We start from the raw sequence: 17457 nt of genomic DNA on the forward strand, positions 1-17457 counted from the left end.
CTCCTGTCAGCCCAGCGTCGGCATGGAGAACGCAGCGCCTGTCTCCTGCTGCATTTCCGGCCAGCGCGCGGTGATGGTTTTCATTCGGGTGTAGAAACGCACGCCGTCGTTGCCGTGGACGTTGAGCGCCCCGAAGATGGAGCGCTTCCAGCCGCCGAAACTGTGGAATGCCATCGGCACCGGGATTGGCACGTTGACCCCCACCATGCCCGCCTGCACCTCTTCGCAGAAGCGACGCGCGCAGCCGCCGTCACGGGTGAAGATTGCCGAGCCATTACCATATTCATGGCGGTTAATCAGATCCACCGCGCTGGCGTAATCTGCTACGCGCACCACAGAAAGCACCGGGCCAAAAATTTCTTCTTTATAGATGGTCATCTCCGGGGTGACGTTATCGAACAGCGTCGGCCCGACGAAATAGCCCTGCTCGTGCCCCTTCACGCTGAAGCCGCGACCGTCCACGCGAAGTTTCGCTCCCTGCGCTTCCCCGCTGTCGATATAGCCCAGCACCTTGCTGCGGTGTGCGGAGGAGATAAGCGGTCCCATTTCGTTTTCTGGCGTCTGGTCCAGACCCGGCCCGACACGCAGCGCGGCAATCTGTTTTTCCAGCCTGGCGCAGAGGTCATCCGCAGTTTTATCTCCCACCGCCAGCACCACCGAGAGCGCCATGCAACGTTCCCCCGCGGCGCCGAAGCCTGCGCCCATAATGGCGTTGGCCGCCATCTCCATGTCCGCATCCGGCATTAAAATGCAGTGGTTTTTCGCGCCGCCCAGCGCCTGGCAGCGTTTCCCGTGGGCTGACGCGGTCTGGTAAATGTATTCCGCAATTGGCGTGGAGCCGACAAAGCTCACCGCCTGCACGCGCGGGTCGGTCAGAAGCACGTCAACGGACTCTTTATCGCCCTGCACCACGTTGAACACGCCGTCCGGCAGGCCGGCCTCTTTCAGCAGCTGCGCCAGCGCGAGCGCGAGAGAAGGGTCTTTTTCCGACGGCTTCAGCACGAAGGTGTTGCCGGTCGCCAGCGCAATCGGGAACATCCACATCGGCACCATCGCCGGGAAGTTAAACGGCGTGATCCCCGCGCAGACCCCGAGCGGCTGCATCAGCGAGTGGCTGTCGACGCCGGTCCCGACGTTCGCCGAGTGTTCGCCCTTTTGCAGATGCGGAATACCACAGGCAAACTCCACCACTTCCAGGCCGCGGGTCAGTTCACCCACCGCGTCGGAGAAGACCTTGCCGTGCTCTTCGCTGATGAGGCGGGCCAGGCGATCCATGTTCTCTTCCAGCAGCGCCTTGAAGCGGAACATCACGCGCGCGCGCTTAAGCGGAGCATGACGCGCCCACGCAGGAAACGCCTGCTGCGCGGCGGCAATCGCCTGCTCCGTTTCCTGCGCCGTACTCATCACCACCTGGCGGATCTGCTCGCCGGTGGCCGGGTTGAAGATCGCCTGAACGCGCTGGCCTGAACCGGTGACACATTCGCCGTGAATAAAATTCGCTACCGTCTCCATCCTTAACCTCTCGCTGTTGATACGTGACTGTGACCTGAACACTGTGTACTGAACACTATATATGAAACAAATATTCCATTTTAAGTTGAAATAAAATAAATGATGATTATTGTGATCAAGGATGGATTTTTATGTTAACAGCCAGCACCACTGACGCAGCGTGCGCTATTAAGGAATTTCGGGCGAGGAAATGACTGAAGCTTCTGTTTCATTTTTGCTGCCAGATGGATGGCCGACATTTAAAAGACGCGGTTTTGCGTTTAGAATCATAAGACTGTATTTGGGGGAAAAGATGACGACAGCAACCAGCCTGAACGAACTGCAGCAGCAAATCCGCGATCGCTACGATAGCCTGAGCAAGAGGCTGCAGCAGGTCTCCCGCTACGTGCTGGATAACACCAACAGCGTGGCCTTTGATACGGTTGCCGTTATTGCCGAGCGCGCCGACGTGCCGCCCTCGACGCTGATCCGCTTTGCCAACGCCTTTGACTTCACCGGCTTCAACGAAATGAAACAGCTGTTTCGCATGAACCTGGTAGAGGAGACCGCCAGCTACAGCGACCGCGCCCGGCTGTTCCGCGAGATGGAGAGCGAGGCCGTGCCGGAAACGCCGCTCGATATCCTGCAGGAGTTTGCCCGTTCAAACGCGCAGGCGCTGCAGCAGCTGGCCGCCCGCGCCGAGCCGGAGATGCTGGAGCGCGCGGTACAGCTGCTGGCCGACGCCGACACCATCTACATCGCCGGACTGCGCCGCTCCTTTAGCGTCGCCGCGTACCTCACCTATGCCCTGAGCCACCTCGAGTGCCGCCCTATCCTGCTCGACGGTATGGGCGGGATGCTGCGCGAGCAGATCAGCCGCATTAAGGCGCGCGACATCGTGGTGTCGATCAGCTTCTCGCCGTACGCGGAAGAGACGGTGATGGTCAGCGAAACCGCCGCCAGCGTTGGCGCGCGGCAGATTGTGATTACGGACAGCCAAATCAGCCCCCTGGCGACGTTCAGCGATCTCTGCTTTGTGGTGAAAGAGGCGCAGGTGGACGCGTTTCGATCTCAGTCGGCGACGCTGTGCCTGGTGCAGTCGCTGGTGGTGGCGCTGGCGTATCGGTTAGGTGGCGGGGAGAAATAGCCCCAATGCAGTTTAATGGGCCGGGTAAGGCATAGCCGATACCCGACCACCTGAAGAGCATCAGCCAGACATTAACGGCTCCTTATCTCGGGGCAATCAGAATAACTGACGGAAGAGAGGGAATTCAGACGTTGCCCCGTAATCTGTAACACCCGCAGTAAAAGCATAATGCCGCGGCGGGTATCAGGATCGTTAAGCATGGTGAACACCTGCCGAATCGAGATATCACCTTCCCGGTTAATTTGCTCTCCCCAGGCCATGCGTAGCGCGGTTCCCCCTTCCCAGCCGACTGTCACGACATCTTCAAAAACGCCAGCCAGTTTTTCGACCATCGCGCTATCGGCCATTTCCAGCAGGTCTGCGACGACGGCGAGCAGATCAACCAGATTATTCAGGCGATTGCCCGCCATAAGCGGGGCAAGGCTTTTTAGTAACTGTTCCTGGTCACTCATCAGAACATCCCCCTCACGACGCCCCAATACAGTCCACGGTTAAAACCGTTTCGCAGCATGCCGCCGAGTTTAGTCGCCGGCGTGGGGGTCACGTCATTGCGATAGTCATATACCAACGGCATGCCGGCCCAGAGCCCCATCTGCGCGACGGCCTGAACCCGTCCATCATAATGGTTACCGCTTCCGGGCGGTCTGCCGTACAGCTCCGCCACAATGTTGTCAGCAATGATGGGCGCCTGGTTGTGGCACGACCCTCCCGCTTTACTGATCGGGAGGTCAACGGTATCGCCGATCACATACACGCCTTCTAAGCCGTAGACGCCGAGCGTCTGGTGATCCGTCGGCAACCAGCCTTCACCGTTCTGAACCTCACTCAGTCCCGTATCACGCACCGCGTCGACCGCCCTGATGGGAGGCGTTGCCATCAGGATGTCGAAGTTCTGTGAATCGCCCTCGGCGGAATAGGCAATTTTGCTGTCAGGATCGACATGGCTTAGGGTAAAACCGCGCTGATGCTGTATTCCTTTGGCGGCAAAAATATCGCCCAGCGCCTCCCCCACCGGACGCTGCAGGAACAGACAGTTTCGCAGCAACTGCGCGACGGTCGGATAGGTATAAACAATCTCAACCTGATTACGCACCCCACGCTGGCGCAGATAGTCGTCAACCATCAGCGTGGTTTCAATAGGGGCAATGCCGCACTGGTGGGGAACATTCGGCGTTTCAGGAAAAGAGACGGTAATAAATATTCGCCCCTTTTTGATGGTGGAGAGCTTATGCGCTAATTGTCTGGCCGCCGCATATTGATAAAAATGGTCGCCCGCTTCGGCAAGGCCGGGGATTTTTTGTGTAAAAGGTGTGCAGCCGGTAGCAATAATCAGCAGGTCCCAGTCGTAATATCGTTTACTGGCACCGTACAGTCGACGCTGCTTAAAATCGAAAGATTCAATCCTGTCGGTAATAAATTGAATTTCAGGACTCAGTAACTGCCGTTCAGGCCGGGCCAGCTCATGATGATGGAAGAGGTTAAAGGCGACGTACATAAAGGCGGGTTTGTAGTAATGCACCGGTGATTCGGAAATCAGTATCAGCTCTACCTGACCGGCAGCAATTTCACGTCGTAATTTTCTGGCCAGCAGGTTGGCGACAATTGTTCCTCCCGTGCCGCCGCCGACAATCATTATGCGGTTTTTCATTCCTTTATTCGCTCATGGTAGTGAATGGGAATTCACGTAACCAGACCGCTTCACTGTTACGCTCAGCTAAAGGGTAGTAACAGAGCAATATTCCGCAACATAGCCTTTCACGAGAAATTTATTTTTGATAACCACATCATTATTTATAAAATATACTGCAAAATATAATTTATATCCCTATAACGCAGTCTCTTTTCATTACCATTATTCGCCAAAGAGCAGCTTTGTGTACTTTTTAGATACCGCACCGGAGCGCTGTCCGTTCGCGCCATAATAGCGATCTTCACGGCACAGTCGCTCCTTCACATCGCAGAAAACACCGTTTGCAAAGGTGAATTCAGTCAGATCGACATTGCTCGACGTGAACACCTCGTTTGCAGCAGCCTTCTTACCGAGATACGTCTCTGTCAAATCGCGGGATAATCCCTTGTCATTGGCGCATACATATCGGTCGCAGAGCACGCCCGATACTGGCGACTTGAGCCTGGCGGGGGTCCTGGCCTGGGCGGACATGGCGGACACGGCCAGCAGCGCGGCCACAGAGCATGCGAGTATTGACTTGTTCAAGATGATAATCTCCGTTGGTTAATGAGTGCCGGCTTTACGCCGGGCGCGGTGGAACCATGATGAGGGTGAACAACCCTGGAGGGTTTCAAGCTTCAGCAGGGAACGCCCCGTATGGCTTTTTGTCGACCGAAACGTCGTCGAAAGTTCAGTTCGGAGGCAATTGTAAGGGCCCTATCAAGGTGAGTCATGCGATTTTAAAGAGCTGAACTAATATGCTGTATACGGAGTGGGTTTGTGGGGCGGGTTAGGTCCGCTCTGAGCGAGAAGCGGAACATGAATGCCGTGACAGAGATTATCGATAAGAATCTATCAGCCAGGCTCGTGAAACTAGGAGTAAAGACTCATTGCGGCTGCTACGATTGCTTAAAAAATTAGATGGACAAAATCAGGAAATACAGAGATTCTCCTATATATAACCATCAGCTCAAAATGAAAAGTAGTTGCCCGAAATACGTTTTTACGTAAAGGTGAAATTTTATAGGAAAAAATTATGGATTGGAATCGTGTAAATGTTTGGACTCGCACCTTGTATACATTAGTGCACTCATTGCATATGGCAAAAGAAGTTGATTTTGGTGACAAATCATCACTTAATGAACGCATCAGAGATGCGAATAGTTGGATCTCACCAATTTGTTCATATTCCACTACCCTTTTACCACCACATACAAATAAAAAAAGGATTGAGTTTAGGCGAGACCCAAATGTGCATTTTGACGAGATCTCTAGTCAGGTAATTAAGATGCTTATTCAAGATTTGACAGTGATTTTCGATGAGATGATGGCAGATGCTATGGTTAAGTTAAAATTCAATCCCGATGTCTTCCCTCAATCAAAAGTTGAGAAGCTTTCAACGCTACTCCATGCTGACTACGAGTGGTCAAAAAAAGGTTGCCTGGAACTAATCGCCGTTAGAAATTCATTATGCCATGCTAACGGGCGTTGGAATACTAAGTCTCTTAATTTAATATCCGGGTTTATTAATCCAATGCCCGCATCTGGTGATGAAATTATTGTAGGCTTTGAAATGATTTTTAATTACAGAAAAGCAATCCGTACATTTTTGAATGAAACTTGCCCACCAGAGGCGACACCAAAATTAAGAAAAAAGAAGAAGAGATCTTCGCCATCTAAAAAACAGTTAAGAAGAATTTTGAAGCAGGAAAGAAAAGAACGCGGTAGGCAAGCAATGAAAGAATTGTTAAACGAAACCAAGAATTGATTACCATGGAGTTAGATAAATATCCAGATAGCTAAAAATGAAAGTAACGAACCAAGTATTAACACTAGACCGTCCAAAGAACATCGACCGATATGAGCGAGAAGAGAAAGTTCTTGTGTCCATTCTTAGAACAAACCGCGATTCAATTTATGGTATAATATTCCTTCAAATACAAGAGATAATATTTTTATGAAAATGAAGTCAAATAACAATCTAACTGGATATGTAGCGATTAATAATGATCTCGGTTTCTTTCTTGACGTAGAAAAATTCGCACCTTTACTAAGTATAAATGACGAAGCATCAGTTTTGCTAAGACTTAGCCTCTTGATTGAGAATTTCTTAGAAGTATTCATCAACAATGTTAGGAAACCTGGTACTGAGCAGTTCGTTAAACCATCACGATATTTTACTCCAAAACTGGAGATCTGTGTTGCTTTAGGCTTACCTCTCTCTATTGCAAATTCTTTAGTTAAGCTGAATTCTATCCGCAATAAATTTGCTCATAAAATAGACTATTCAATGACAAGTGAAGACTACCTCGATATAGAGAGGTCTGTTAATATCATTGATATTAACGAAGTGAATCCACTAGAGGCTTTTAATATGGAAAGTTTGCAATATATGTTCTCTGCTGGAGTTGATTCTTTAATGTTTATCAAAAATGCTGAATTCTCTATGCCCGAAAAAGTGAGGCGCTTACATCGGCTAGTAGGCGCTATTTACATTTTATCTAATAAATGTGCTTTTTTCACTTTAAATGAGCTTAAGCGCCAAGATCGACTTTCTATGAATAAAGTTCAGGGCTGACAACAAAACTGAATAGCTATTCCTATTTCAAATATCTCACTCATCTGAGAATCCTTATTCATTTTTATGACTGCCAAAATACAGCTTGGCGATTTACTTTTCAATATCGGAATGTCCGCTTCTGGCACGGAGCGGACATACCCATTGAGTTGAAGGCCCACTCTGAGCGAAGAGCGGACACTGGGTTTACCCTTTCGGTAAAACTTAACTGGAAGATTTCGATACGACTCCGGACCCGCTAAACAACATGCGGATACCGAGGCCTATCATGACAACACCTGTAAATCGTTCCTGCCATTTGATAAAGCCAGGGTGTTTACTTAGCCAGTTTCCAAATGTCCCTGATGCCATCGCGACTGACCCCAGGGAAATAATTCCTGCCAGCTTCTGGATACTACCCAGAACAAGCAACTGCAGCCAGACAGGACCCGCGGCAGGATCGACAAACTGAGGAAGAAAAGCAAACATGAACAGCAGGGATTTTGGGTTAGTCAGGCTGTTCAGGGCGCCTTCCTTAACGGCACTCCAGTCAGAAATTTTGGCCGTTTTTCGCAGCCGCGTATCTGTGCCTGAAGTCGCAATCATTTTTATGCCCAGCCACATCAGATAAGCCGCACCAGCCCACCTTAACAGATCTAGTGCAACCGGCCAGGCATGAACAACGGCTACCAGCCCCAGGACAAGAAAAGAAACTTGCACAAAACCAGCTACAAATACATTACCCAGTACCGTAAACAGTGCAATACGTCTTCCCTGACCGACGCCTCTGGCGATAGTTAGCATCATGTCTGGCCCCGGAGAAATCTCCAGAAGCGTTAGCGCGAGAAGAAAAGTGATAAACGTTTCGATGGAAGGCATCTTGGTTGAGTCCGGATAAATATTTCTGCTACGTTACCTCAGTCCGATTCGAGCCGAAAGTGGAATATACTGCAGCGTCTGCTGCAGGCACAGAGCAGACAGAGCAGATACAGAAGCATGATGTCCGCTGTGAGCGAGGTGCGAACGCTGACCTTTCATATTTGTACGATTTACACTCTGGCCTGATCTGACGTATGCATCATAGATACAGGAACTCACTAGCATGATCGGAGATTGCATATGCTGATATATAACGTTTTTGGACGGCATATTGGCGTTCAACGTAAGCATGATCGGTGGCTGGTATTTCGTGCTGACCTGACGGAGAGAAAGTTTTCTCGACTCTATGACATCGCTATTCCAGACGATATGACTGAAGGCGAGATTGCCGGCTGGCTGGGTGACATTTTCCATGAAGCCGCAACCGATCGTCATCCAAATGTGGAACGCATCGAATAAGGATTTAATGGATAGTATTACGTTGCGCCCGCTCCTGGCACTCACCTGAGATGGTGTTGCCAGCCATGGCCCAAAAAAAAGCCCGCAATCCGCGGGCTTAGAGATAATTTAGAACCTGTTAGTACCAGACGTATCCGGTTGGGAAATCATTCCCACTCAATCGTAGCCGGTGGCTTACCGCTGATGTCATACACCACGCGGGAAATACCGTTCACTTCGTTGATGATGCGGTTAGACACGCGGCCTAAGAAGTCATACGGCAGGTGCGCCCAGTGCGCGGTCATGAAGTCGATGGTTTCCACCGCACGCAGGGAAACAACCCAGTCGTACTTACGGCCATCGCCCATCACACCGACGGAGCGAACCGGCAGGAACACGGTGAACGCCTGGCTTACCTTGTTGTACAGGTCAGCTTTGTGCAGCTCTTCGATGAAGATAGCATCCGCGCGACGCAGCAGGTCGCAGTACTCTTTCTTCACTTCACCCAGCACGCGCACGCCCAGACCTGGACCCGGGAACGGGTGACGGTAGAGCATGTCGTACGGCAGACCCAGTTCCAGACCGATCTTACGCACTTCGTCTTTGAACAGCTCGCGCAGCGGTTCAACCAGACCCATCTTCATCTCTTTCGGCAGGCCGCCCACGTTGTGGTGAGATTTGATGACGTGTGCTTTACCGGTAGCGGATGCGGCAGATTCAATCACGTCAGGGTAGATGGTCCCCTGCGCCAGCCACTTCACGTCGTCCAGCTTCAGCGCTTCTTCGTCGAACACTTCCACGAACACGCGGCCGATGATCTTACGTTTCGCTTCCGGATCGTTCTCGCCTTTCAGCGCGTCCAGGAAGCGCTGCTCGCCTTCCACGTGAACGATGTTCAGACCAAAGTGGTCGCCGAACATGTCCATAACCTGCTGGGCTTCGTTCAGGCGCAGCAGGCCGTTGTCCACGAAGACGCAGGTCAGGTTTTTGCCGATGGCGCGGTGCAGCAGCATCGCGGTCACGGAGGAGTCCACGCCGCCGGAGAGACCGAGGATCACTTTGTCATCGCCAACCTGCTGGCGGATACGCTCAACGGCGTCGTCGATGATTTTTGCCGGGGTCCACAGCGCTTCACACTGGCAGATGTCGCGCACGAAGCGCTCCAGCATACGCATACCCTGACGGGTGTGGGTCACCTCCGGGTGGAACTGCACGCCGTAGAAGCGTTTTTCTTCGTTCGCCATGATGGCAAACGGGCAGCTCTCGGTGCTGGCAACGGTGACGAAGTCAGACGGGATAGCGGTGACTTTGTCGCCGTGGCTCATCCACACGTCCAGCAGCGGTTTGCCGTCTGCGGTCAGGGAGTCTTCGATACCGCGCACCAGGGCGCTGTCGGTCACCACTTCTACCTGCGCATAGCCGAACTCGCGCTCGTTAGATCCTTCTACGTGACCACCCAGCTGCATGGCCATGGTCTGCATGCCGTAGCAAACGCCGAATACCGGCACGCCAGCTTCGAACACGTACTGCGGCGCGCGCGGGCTGTTCTCTTCGGTGGTGCTTTCCGGGCCGCCGGACAGGATGATGCCGCTTGGATTGAATTCGCGAATCTGTGCTTCCGTGACATCCCACGCCCACAGCTCACAGTAAACGCCCAGTTCACGTACGCGACGCGCCACCAGCTGAGTGTACTGAGAACCGAAGTCCAGGATGAGAATGCGATGTTTATGAATGTTTTCCGTCATTGACGCTAATTCCGAGGCAAGTGAAACAAAAACAGAGCGCCCGGCAGGAGCCGGGCGCGGAAACTTATCAGGAGCCCAGACGGTAGTTCGGGGACTCTTTGGTGATCGTCACGTCGTGAACGTGGCTCTCCTGGATACCCGCACCGCTGATGCGTACGAATTCCGCTTTAGTACGCAGCAGGTCAATGGTACCACAGCCGGTCAGACCCATACAGGAGCGCAGGCCGCCCATCTGCTGGTGGATGATCTCTTTCAGACGGCCTTTATAGGCAACGCGACCTTCGATACCTTCCGGCACCAGTTTGTCAGCGGCGTTATCGGTCTGGAAGTAACGGTCAGATGAACCTTTGGACATCGCGCCCAGGGAGCCCATGCCGCGGTAGGATTTGTAAGAACGGCCCTGGTAGAGTTCGATTTCACCCGGGGATTCTTCGGTACCGGCCAGCATGGAGCCCACCATCACCGCCGCTGCACCCGCAGCGATCGCTTTCGCGATGTCGCCAGAGAAGCGGATACCGCCGTCAGCGATAACCGGAATACCGGTGCCTTCCAGGGCTTCAACCGCGTCAGACACCGCGGTGATCTGTGGAACGCCCACGCCGGTCACGATACGCGTGGTACAGATAGAGCCAGGGCCGATACCCACTTTCACCGCGCTGCAGCCAGCGTCAGCCAGCGCGCGAGCGCCTGCGCCAGTGGCCACGTTACCGCCGATGATCTGCAGGTCAGGGTATTTGGCACGGGTGTCGCGAATACGTTGCAGAACGCCTTCGGAGTGGCCGTGAGAGGAGTCAATCAGCAGGACGTCAACGCCCGCAGCAACCAACGCGTCAACGCGCTCTTCGTTACCGGCACCTGCGCCAACCGCAGCACCGACGCGCAGACGGCCATGCTCGTCTTTACAGGCGTTCGGTTTACGTTCTGCTTTCTGGAAATCTTTAACGGTGATCATGCCGCGCAGGTGGAAGTTGCTGTCTACAACCAGCGCTTTTTCAACGCGTTTTTCGTGCATTTTTGCCAGCACCACGTCGCGGGTTTCACCTTCGCGAACGGTGACCAGACGCTCTTTTGGCGTCATGTAAACGCTGACAGGCTGGTTCAGGTCAGTCACGAAACGCACGTCACGACCGGTGATGATACCGACCAGTTCGTTCTCTTCGGTCACCACCGGGTAACCGGCGAAGCCGTTACGCTCGGTCAGGGCCTTCACTTCGTGCAGGGTGGTGGTTGGCAGAACGGTCTGTGGATCGGACACGATACCGGATTCATGTTTCTTCACGCGGCGAACTTCTTCCGCCTGACGTTCGATAGACATGTTTTTGTGAATAAAGCCAATGCCACCTTCCTGTGCCAGGGCAATAGCCAGGCGCGCTTCAGTCACGGTGTCCATTGCCGCAGAGAGCATAGGAATGTTCAGGCGAATGGTTTTCGTCAACTGCGTGCTGAGATCGGCAGTATTCGGCAGAACGGTGGAGTGAGCGGGAACGAGGAGGACGTCGTCAAACGTCAGTGCTTCTTTAGCGATACGTAGCATGGGCAATATCTCTGACCTGGGTGGTTAAATATTGCCGTGGCATTATACAGAGCGTAACCGATTGCATCCACACTTTTTTAAAAAAAATGCTTGCGCTCACCTCTCAGCAGGTTACTATCGACTGAATAACTTGCTGATTTAGAATTTGATCCCGCTCACATGTTATCCTCTCAATCCCCCTCAATTTATACCGTCAGCCGCCTGAATCAGACGGTGCGTTTGCTGCTTGAGCAGGAAATGGGGCAGGTCTGGATCAGCGGTGAGATCTCTAACTTCACGCAGCCCTCCTCCGGCCACTGGTACTTTACCTTAAAAGACGACAACGCCCAGGTGCGCTGCGCGATGTTCCGCAACAGCAACCGTCGCGTGACGTTCCGTCCTCAGCACGGCCAGCAGGTTCTGGTGCGCGCCAATATCACCCTGTATGAGCCGCGCGGCGACTATCAGATTATCGTCGAGAGCATGCAGCCTGCGGGTGAAGGCCTGCTGCAGCAGAAGTATGAACAGTTAAAAGCCAGGCTCTCTGCCGAGGGACTGTTCGATCAGCAGTACAAAAAGACGCTGCCCTCGCCTGCCCACTGCGTAGGTGTCATCACCTCGAAAACCGGTGCGGCACTGCACGATATTTTGCACGTACTCAAGCGTCGCGACCCTTCCCTGCCCGTCATCATTTACCCGACCGCCGTGCAGGGTGACGATGCGCCGGGCCAGATTGTGCGCGCCATTGAGCTGGCGAACGCCCGTCAGGAGTGCGACGTATTAATCGTCGGGCGCGGTGGTGGCTCGCTGGAAGACCTGTGGAGCTTCAACGACGAGCGCGTGGCGCGGGCAATCTTTGCCAGCCTTATCCCCGTGGTGAGCGCCGTCGGCCACGAAACGGACGTGACGATAGCCGATTTTGTCGCGGATCTGCGCGCGCCTACGCCGTCCGCGGCGGCGGAAGTGGTCAGCCGAAACCAGCTGGAGCTGCTGCGTCAGATTCAGAACGGCCAGCAGCGTCTTGAGATGGCGATGGACTACTTCCTTGCCAACCGTACCCGCCGCTTTACCCAGCTTCATCACCGTCTTCAGCAGCAGCACCCGCAGCTGCGTCTGGCGCGTCAGCAGACCGTGCTGGAGCGCCTGCGCCAGCGCATGAACGTGGCGGTGGACGCGCAGCTTAAGCGCGCGGTATCGCGCCAGCAGCGCGTGACGCAGCGCCTGAACCAGCAGAACCCGCAGCCGAAAATTTATCGCGCGCAAACGCGGATCCAGCAGCTGGAGTATCGTCTGGCAGAGACTCTCCGCGCCCGACTGAGCACCACCCGCGAACGTTTTGGCAATGCGGTGACCCACCTTGAAGCGGTCAGCCCCCTCTCCACGCTGGCGCGCGGCTATAGCGTGACGACGGCGACGGACGGCAAGGTGCTCAAGCAGACCAAACAGGTAAATACCGGCGATGTGCTGACGACGCGTCTTTCAGACGGCTGGGTAGAAAGCGAAGTTAAATCAATTAAACCGGCGAAAAAGACGCGTCAGCGTAAAACCGGATAATTCTTCGCCAGTTACTTACTATACTGCTGCTATTCCCTTTTTTAATAAGGAGAGCAGCATGCCCCATCTTTATAGCGTTATTCCCCCTTATATTCTTCGTCGTATTATCGAAAGCGGTTCCGAGCCGCAGCAGCGCTGTGCCCGCCAGACCTTAACCCACGTCCAGACGCTGATGGCCCATATGCCGGGCAAACCCGCCGCGCCGCACGTGAATAAAGCCGGACAGCTGGAGCGCGATATTTACGACGCGAAGCAGACCCAGGAGCTGCCGGGTACGCAGGTGCGTTACGAAGGCCAGCCGTCGAACGGCGATGTAGCGGTGGATGAAGCTTACGATTATTTGGGTATTACCCATGATTTCTTCTGGAAAGAATATCAGCGCAATTCGCTCGATAACAAAGGGCTTATTTTAACCGGCACCGTTCACTACGGTCGGGAATATCAGAATGCCTTCTGGAACGGTCAGCAGATGGTATTTGGCGACGGCGACGGGGAAATATTTAACCGCTTTACCATCGCCATCGACGTGGTGGCGCACGAGCTGAGCCACGGCGTGACCGAGACCGAAGCCGGGCTTATCTACTTTGAGCAGTCCGGCGCGCTGAATGAGTCGCTGTCGGACGTGTTTGGCTCCCTGGTGAAGCAGTACCATCTGAAGCAAACCGCCGATAAAGCGGACTGGCTGATTGGTGAAGGGCTGCTGGCGAAAGGGATCAACGGTAAAGGGCTGCGCTCAATGTCTGAACCCGGCACCGCCTACAACGATCCGCTGCTTGGCAAAGACCCGCAGCCCGCGCACATGAAAGATTTCATCAAAACGCGCGAGGATAACGGCGGCGTGCATCTGAACTCCGGCATCCCCAACCGGGCATTTTATCTGGCCGCGACGGCGATCGGCGGCTACGCCTGGGAAAAAGCGGGTTATGCCTGGTACGACACGGTTTGCGATCGCAATCTGGCGCAGGATGCGGATTTTGAGGCCTTCGCAAAACTGACAATCGCGCACGGAGAGAAACGCTCCGGCGGCGACGTTGGGGCGGCCATTAAACAAGCCTGGGAACAGGTGGGAGTGTTGTAAATGCAGGTTCCGGAACTGACGGATGACGCCGTGGTTGAGCTGGCCCGGGAAGGCGGCGTCGCTTATATTCCTAAGCTGAGCGGCCAGCGCACCATCGCGCTCTCCTCGCTCAATGAGGCCCAGCGCCAGCGTCTGGTGAGCATCCTGGAGCAGGCCTTTCCGCGCGGTCAGCCGCCGGGACAGGCCTCGTCACCCGGCAGCGGCGACCAGCGCTATTTCCGCATCCAGATTATCTGGACCGGGCAAAATCAGGCGCACTACGCCGATATCATCGTGCTGGTACCGGAGCAGGAAGCGCCCGAGTCGCTGGTCGAGCTGTGGAAGAAAGGCGAAGGCTGCGTGTGCGATTAACCTTCGGCCCGAACAAACTCCACGCGTTTTTTAGAGATAAGACCGTGGCCGTTCTGGCAGAAATAATCCACCGCCCCGCAGGCTTTTAAGACCTGGAGTGGCTGATGACACTCCGGGCAGCGGGCTTCAAGCGCAATATCCTTATTACAGCTCTCGCAGTGTGCCACCCCGTTCACGGGCTCAAGCGGTGCCTGGCAATCCGGGCAGGTAATCGTCATGGTGACTCCTTCAAAGCGTTGAGGTCTGCGATAATTTTACCACGTTGCGTTCAGTGCGGGCCACGCAGCTGTTGCTGCAAGGTCAGCAGCAGCTCAACTTCCTCAATTCGGCGACGCGTCGTACGGCTCACCTCGTGCGGATCCCGTTCAAACAGGCTGTTGGCGCCCAGGATCTGCTCTGCAAGACAGTGCTCGTAGATCGTGCCGGGAATTGTCCAGCACTGGCGCGTGTCGCCATCGATCATCTCCAGTACATCTTCAGCGCCGCGCCGGTCGTAACTGATGGTCCGCCCGTCACGCAACCAGAGCCGTAAGCCTTTTTGCCCGCCAGCGGGTCCCGCATATTTATTAAGCCAGATATCCACCGGCACGCCGCTGATGCGGCCCTGCAGATGCGCCTCGCCCTCCGCCGTGGTCAGGTCGCCTTTTGCGATATCGCGGCCCAGGCGGTCTTTAGCCGTCACCACCTGCAACGTCATCTCATCATTCCCGCCCAGATATCGCACCGTTTCGCGCAGCATCGCTAGCACGTGCGTACCGATATCCAGAATCACGCCATCAGGGTGACGAAGCGAACGGGTGTCCGGCTCGCCGGTGGCAAAGTTAAGCGCGATGGGTTCCCCAGCGGCGTTAACTCCGCTCGGCTCCTGCAAATAGCCGTCGATTTTGACGATATCAGAGACATTGCCAACCAGCGACCGCTTAACCGTTTCGATGCGCGCCATCCAGTGATCGAGCGCCAGCACGCGGGATGCGACGTCAGGGTTTGCCAGCAGCGCGTTGAGCTTTTCGATTTGGGACAGCGTGGCGACAATCGGTTTTTCAACTACGATGCGGGAAACCGATGAGGCGAGAGCGTGTTCAAGCACCTCAAGATGGTGCAGCGACGCCGTGGTAATAAACAGGGTATCAAGCGGCTGGGAGAGGAGTTCAGCCAGTGTGGCACAACGCGTTACCCCCTCCGGCTGTTTTACGGGCTGGATATCAAAGCCTAAACAGTGAGGGATATTATCAAAGCATTTTCGTATTGCGGGCAGGTAAGCTGTTTCAACGACTGCGCCAAGACCCACAAACCCTAACAGCATATTCTTACCTCGTTGAGTAAATTGCCGGGGCATAACGCCGCCCCGGCAAGCTCGAGGTTTATGAGGCGTTAGCTGCCGGTTTAGTCTGCGCATTTTCCAGCATGCGGCGTACCGGCACAATGAGGACGATCAGTACCGCGGCACAAATCAGCAGCGCGACGGAGCAGCGCGCAAAGAGATCCGGCAGCATATCCAGCTGGTCGGCCTTCACGTGGCCGCCAATCAGGCCCGCCGCCAGGTTACCCAGCGCGCTCGCACAGAACCACAGTCCCATCATCTGACCGCGCATTCTCTCCGGCGCCAGCAGCGTCATGGTCGCCAGACCAATCGGGCTCAGACACAGTTCGCCGAGCGTCAGCATCAGGATGCTGCCCACCAGCCAGAACGGCGACACGCCCGCCCCACCGTTGCTCAGCACGTTTTGTGCCGCCAGCATCATCAGGCCAAAGCCCGCTGCGGCACACAAAATACCGATAACAAACTTGGTGATGCTGCTCGGGCGAATGTTCATGCTCGCCAGCTTCGGCCACGCCCAGCTGAACACCGGTGCCAGCAGGATGATGAACAGGGCGTTGATTGACTGGAACCACACCGCCGGGATTTCAAAATCGCCGATCATGCGGTTAGTGTAGTCGTTGGCAAACAGGTTGAACGAGGTTGGTTTCTGTTCGAACGCGGACCAGAAGAACGCCGCGGAGATCAGCAGAATAAAGCAGACCAGCAGTCTGGCGCGCTCTTTACGGTTCAGGCCCGCAAAAACAAACAGATAAATGAAGTAGAGGGCAACGGACGCCGCGATCACGTAGACCAGCACGCTGGCCACCGCGACCGGGTTAATCACAATCACGCCCTGCGCAATCAGCGTTACGATCGTTGCCACGCCAGCCGCCAGCGCCAGCAGCCAAACGCCCACGCCGTTACGCTTCACCACCGGGCTGTTCCAGGTAGAGTCGAGGCCGACTTCGCCGTCATAGCGTTTCATTGCCGGAACGGCAAACACGCGGAAGATAATCAGCGCCACCAGCATCCCGATACCGCCAATGCCAAAGCCCCAGTGCCAGCCGTGGGTTTTAATCAGCCAGCCGGAAATCAGCGGCGCGATGAACGAGCCCATGTTGATGCCCATATAGAACAGCGAGAAACCGCCGTCACGACGCGCGTCGCCTTTTTTATACAGGGTACCGACCATCACCGAGATACAGGTCTTGAACAGCCCGGAGCCGAGCACGATGAACATCAGGCCGATAAAGAACAGGTTGTTCCCCATCACCGCCGAGAGCGCAATCGACAGGTGACCGAGCGCAATCAGAATCGAACCGTACCAGACGGCTCTCTGCTGACCGAGCCAGTTATCGGCCAGCCAGCCGCCCGGCAGCGCGGCCAGGTACATGGTACCGGCAAAGATACCGACAATCGCCGAGGCGTTTTCACGCGCCAGGCCCATCCCGCCGTCATAGACGGTGGCGGCCATAAACAGGATCAGTAACGGACGAATGCCGTAAAACGAGAAACGCTCCCACATCTCGGTGAAGAACAGGGAACCGAGCGGATACGGATGGCCGAAGAACGTTCGGCTCTCTTTTTGATTAACAGTGGATTGCATAATTCTCCCGAAAGGTATGTCGTCGTGCTTGTAAACACCAGCAGGTACGCCGGCCAGTTACGTATCTGGCCGATTTTTTACGTGCGGCGAAAAGTTAGTTAACCATTTGATAACCAGGCGCTAGTTTTG

At 54.6% G+C, this 17457-nt stretch carries 17 protein-coding genes; 7 read left to right on the forward strand and 10 right to left on the reverse strand.

The window, feature by feature from the left end; all coding sequences use genetic code 11:
• Positions 1–6 precede the first annotated feature (6 nt).
• Entirely contained in the window at positions 7–1512 is a 1506-nt protein-coding gene (locus OTG14_RS12810; RefSeq protein ID WP_267215158.1) for a CoA-acylating methylmalonate-semialdehyde dehydrogenase, read from the reverse strand.
• 292 nt (positions 1513–1804) lie between these two features.
• Here OTG14_RS12810 and OTG14_RS12815 point away from each other — a divergent pair, with 292 nt between their 5' ends.
• Positions 1805–2638 (forward strand): MurR/RpiR family transcriptional regulator, encoded by an 834-nt coding sequence (locus OTG14_RS12815; protein ID WP_023338648.1) that lies wholly within the window; start codon positions 1805–1807, stop codon positions 2636–2638.
• A 71-nt stretch (positions 2639–2709) separates the two neighbouring features.
• Here the strand turns inward: OTG14_RS12815 and OTG14_RS12820 are convergent, their stop codons facing one another.
• From OTG14_RS12820 to OTG14_RS12830, 3 genes are all read right to left on the reverse strand, one after another.
• Positions 2710–3090: a helical membrane plugin domain-containing protein gene (locus OTG14_RS12820; protein WP_267215159.1), complete on the reverse strand. Its 381-nt coding sequence runs from the start codon at positions 3088–3090 to the stop codon at positions 2710–2712.
• Positions 3090–4286 (reverse strand): NAD(P)/FAD-dependent oxidoreductase, encoded by a 1197-nt coding sequence (locus OTG14_RS12825; protein WP_267215160.1) that lies wholly within the window; start codon positions 4284–4286, stop codon positions 3090–3092. Before OTG14_RS12825 ends, OTG14_RS12820 begins: the two co-directional genes overlap by 1 nt.
• Positions 4287–4490: 204 nt before the next feature.
• Complete coding sequence (locus OTG14_RS12830) at positions 4491–4853, reverse strand: YcgJ family protein (RefSeq protein WP_280924543.1); 363 nt, start codon at positions 4851–4853, stop codon at positions 4491–4493.
• A gap of 490 nt (positions 4854–5343) precedes the next feature.
• Here OTG14_RS12830 and OTG14_RS12835 point away from each other — a divergent pair, with 490 nt between their 5' ends.
• Both OTG14_RS12835 and OTG14_RS12840 read left to right on the forward strand, forming a co-directional pair.
• Positions 5344–6075 (forward strand): hypothetical protein, encoded by a 732-nt coding sequence (locus OTG14_RS12835; RefSeq protein WP_248273271.1) that lies wholly within the window; start codon positions 5344–5346, stop codon positions 6073–6075.
• Positions 6076–6264: 189 nt separating this feature from the next.
• Positions 6265–6885, forward strand: a complete 621-nt coding sequence (locus tag OTG14_RS12840) for a hypothetical protein (protein ID WP_248273270.1) — start codon at positions 6265–6267, stop codon at positions 6883–6885.
• A 204-nt stretch (positions 6886–7089) separates the two neighbouring features.
• Here the strand turns inward: OTG14_RS12840 and OTG14_RS12845 are convergent, their stop codons facing one another.
• On the reverse strand, positions 7090–7743 hold the full coding sequence (locus OTG14_RS12845; RefSeq protein ID WP_032675326.1) for a LysE family translocator: 654 nt from the start codon (positions 7741–7743) through the stop codon (positions 7090–7092).
• Positions 7744–7983: 240 nt separating this feature from the next.
• Here OTG14_RS12845 and OTG14_RS12850 point away from each other — a divergent pair, with 240 nt between their 5' ends.
• Entirely contained in the window at positions 7984–8202 is a 219-nt protein-coding gene (locus tag OTG14_RS12850) for a DUF7661 family protein (RefSeq protein WP_032648750.1), read from the forward strand.
• Positions 8203–8348: 146 nt separating this feature from the next.
• Here OTG14_RS12850 and guaA read toward each other — a convergent pair whose 3' ends face one another.
• Both guaA and guaB read right to left on the reverse strand, forming a co-directional pair.
• The gene (gene guaA, locus OTG14_RS12855; RefSeq protein WP_024908661.1) at positions 8349–9926 is read right to left on the reverse strand and encodes a glutamine-hydrolyzing GMP synthase; all 1578 of its coding nucleotides are present in this window, start codon (positions 9924–9926) and stop codon (positions 8349–8351) included.
• Positions 9927–9993: 67 nt separating this feature from the next.
• Entirely contained in the window at positions 9994–11460 is a 1467-nt protein-coding gene (guaB, locus tag OTG14_RS12860) for an IMP dehydrogenase (protein ID WP_008502128.1), read from the reverse strand.
• Positions 11461–11619: 159 nt separating this feature from the next.
• Between guaB and xseA the strand changes: the two genes are divergently transcribed.
• Genes xseA through OTG14_RS12875 form a run of 3 tightly spaced genes read left to right on the forward strand, consistent with a single transcriptional unit; the run spans position 11620 to position 14422 of the window.
• Positions 11620–12993, forward strand: a complete 1374-nt coding sequence (xseA, locus tag OTG14_RS12865) for an exodeoxyribonuclease VII large subunit (protein WP_248273269.1) — start codon at positions 11620–11622, stop codon at positions 12991–12993.
• Positions 12994–13051: 58 nt separating this feature from the next.
• Positions 13052–14071, forward strand: coding sequence for a M4 family metallopeptidase (locus tag OTG14_RS12870; protein ID WP_090420188.1), 1020 nt, complete (start codon positions 13052–13054; stop codon positions 14069–14071).
• Positions 14072–14422 (forward strand): protealysin inhibitor emfourin, encoded by a 351-nt coding sequence (locus tag OTG14_RS12875; protein ID WP_021241848.1) that lies wholly within the window; start codon positions 14072–14074, stop codon positions 14420–14422.
• Here OTG14_RS12875 and OTG14_RS12880 read toward each other — a convergent pair.
• From OTG14_RS12880 to OTG14_RS12890, 3 genes are read right to left on the reverse strand one after another with little or no spacing between them, the layout of a single operon-like run.
• Positions 14419–14640 (reverse strand): zinc ribbon domain-containing protein, encoded by a 222-nt coding sequence (locus OTG14_RS12880; RefSeq protein ID WP_148768817.1) that lies wholly within the window; start codon positions 14638–14640, stop codon positions 14419–14421. The two genes, OTG14_RS12875 and OTG14_RS12880, sit on opposite strands and share 4 nt — an antisense overlap.
• 50 nt (positions 14641–14690) lie before the next feature.
• Positions 14691–15725 carry a Gfo/Idh/MocA family oxidoreductase gene (locus OTG14_RS12885; RefSeq protein WP_267215161.1) on the reverse strand — a complete coding sequence of 345 codons (1035 nt, stop codon included), beginning with the start codon at positions 15723–15725 and terminating at the stop codon, positions 14691–14693.
• Positions 15726–15783: 58 nt separating this feature from the next.
• Entirely contained in the window at positions 15784–17328 is a 1545-nt protein-coding gene (locus tag OTG14_RS12890) for a peptide MFS transporter (protein WP_024908656.1), read from the reverse strand.
• Positions 17329–17457 lie beyond the last annotated feature (129 nt).

The sequence above is a fragment of the Enterobacter pseudoroggenkampii genome, assembly GCF_026420145.1.
GTDB classification, from domain to species: domain Bacteria; phylum Pseudomonadota; class Gammaproteobacteria; order Enterobacterales; family Enterobacteriaceae; genus Enterobacter; species Enterobacter pseudoroggenkampii.

Bases quoted from the DNA above. Each gene is read 5' to 3' on its own strand.
- xseA (WP_248273269.1), top strand. From the start codon at position 11,620: ATGTTATCCTCTCAATCCCCCTCAATTTATACCGTCAGCCGCCTGAAT.
- OTG14_RS12810 (WP_267215158.1), bottom strand. From the start codon at position 1,512: ATGGAGACGGTAGCGAATTTTATTCACGGCGAATGTGTCACCGGTTCA.
- OTG14_RS12880 (WP_148768817.1), bottom strand. From the start codon at position 14,640: ATGACGATTACCTGCCCGGATTGCCAGGCACCGCTTGAGCCCGTGAAC.
- OTG14_RS12820 (WP_267215159.1), bottom strand. From the start codon at position 3,090: ATGAGTGACCAGGAACAGTTACTAAAAAGCCTTGCCCCGCTTATGGCG.
- OTG14_RS12835 (WP_248273271.1), top strand. From the start codon at position 5,344: ATGGATTGGAATCGTGTAAATGTTTGGACTCGCACCTTGTATACATTA.
- OTG14_RS12825 (WP_267215160.1), bottom strand. From the start codon at position 4,286: ATGAAAAACCGCATAATGATTGTCGGCGGCGGCACGGGAGGAACAATT.
- OTG14_RS12875 (WP_021241848.1), top strand. From the start codon at position 14,072: ATGCAGGTTCCGGAACTGACGGATGACGCCGTGGTTGAGCTGGCCCGG.
- OTG14_RS12890 (WP_024908656.1), bottom strand. From the start codon at position 17,328: ATGCAATCCACTGTTAATCAAAAAGAGAGCCGAACGTTCTTCGGCCAT.
- OTG14_RS12885 (WP_267215161.1), bottom strand. From the start codon at position 15,725: ATGCTGTTAGGGTTTGTGGGTCTTGGCGCAGTCGTTGAAACAGCTTAC.
- guaA (WP_024908661.1), bottom strand. From the start codon at position 9,926: ATGACGGAAAACATTCATAAACATCGCATTCTCATCCTGGACTTCGGT.
- guaB (WP_008502128.1), bottom strand. From the start codon at position 11,460: ATGCTACGTATCGCTAAAGAAGCACTGACGTTTGACGACGTCCTCCTC.
- OTG14_RS12850 (WP_032648750.1), top strand. From the start codon at position 7,984: ATGCTGATATATAACGTTTTTGGACGGCATATTGGCGTTCAACGTAAG.
- OTG14_RS12815 (WP_023338648.1), top strand. From the start codon at position 1,805: ATGACGACAGCAACCAGCCTGAACGAACTGCAGCAGCAAATCCGCGAT.
- OTG14_RS12840 (WP_248273270.1), top strand. From the start codon at position 6,265: ATGAAAATGAAGTCAAATAACAATCTAACTGGATATGTAGCGATTAAT.
- OTG14_RS12845 (WP_032675326.1), bottom strand. From the start codon at position 7,743: ATGCCTTCCATCGAAACGTTTATCACTTTTCTTCTCGCGCTAACGCTT.
- OTG14_RS12870 (WP_090420188.1), top strand. From the start codon at position 13,052: ATGCCCCATCTTTATAGCGTTATTCCCCCTTATATTCTTCGTCGTATT.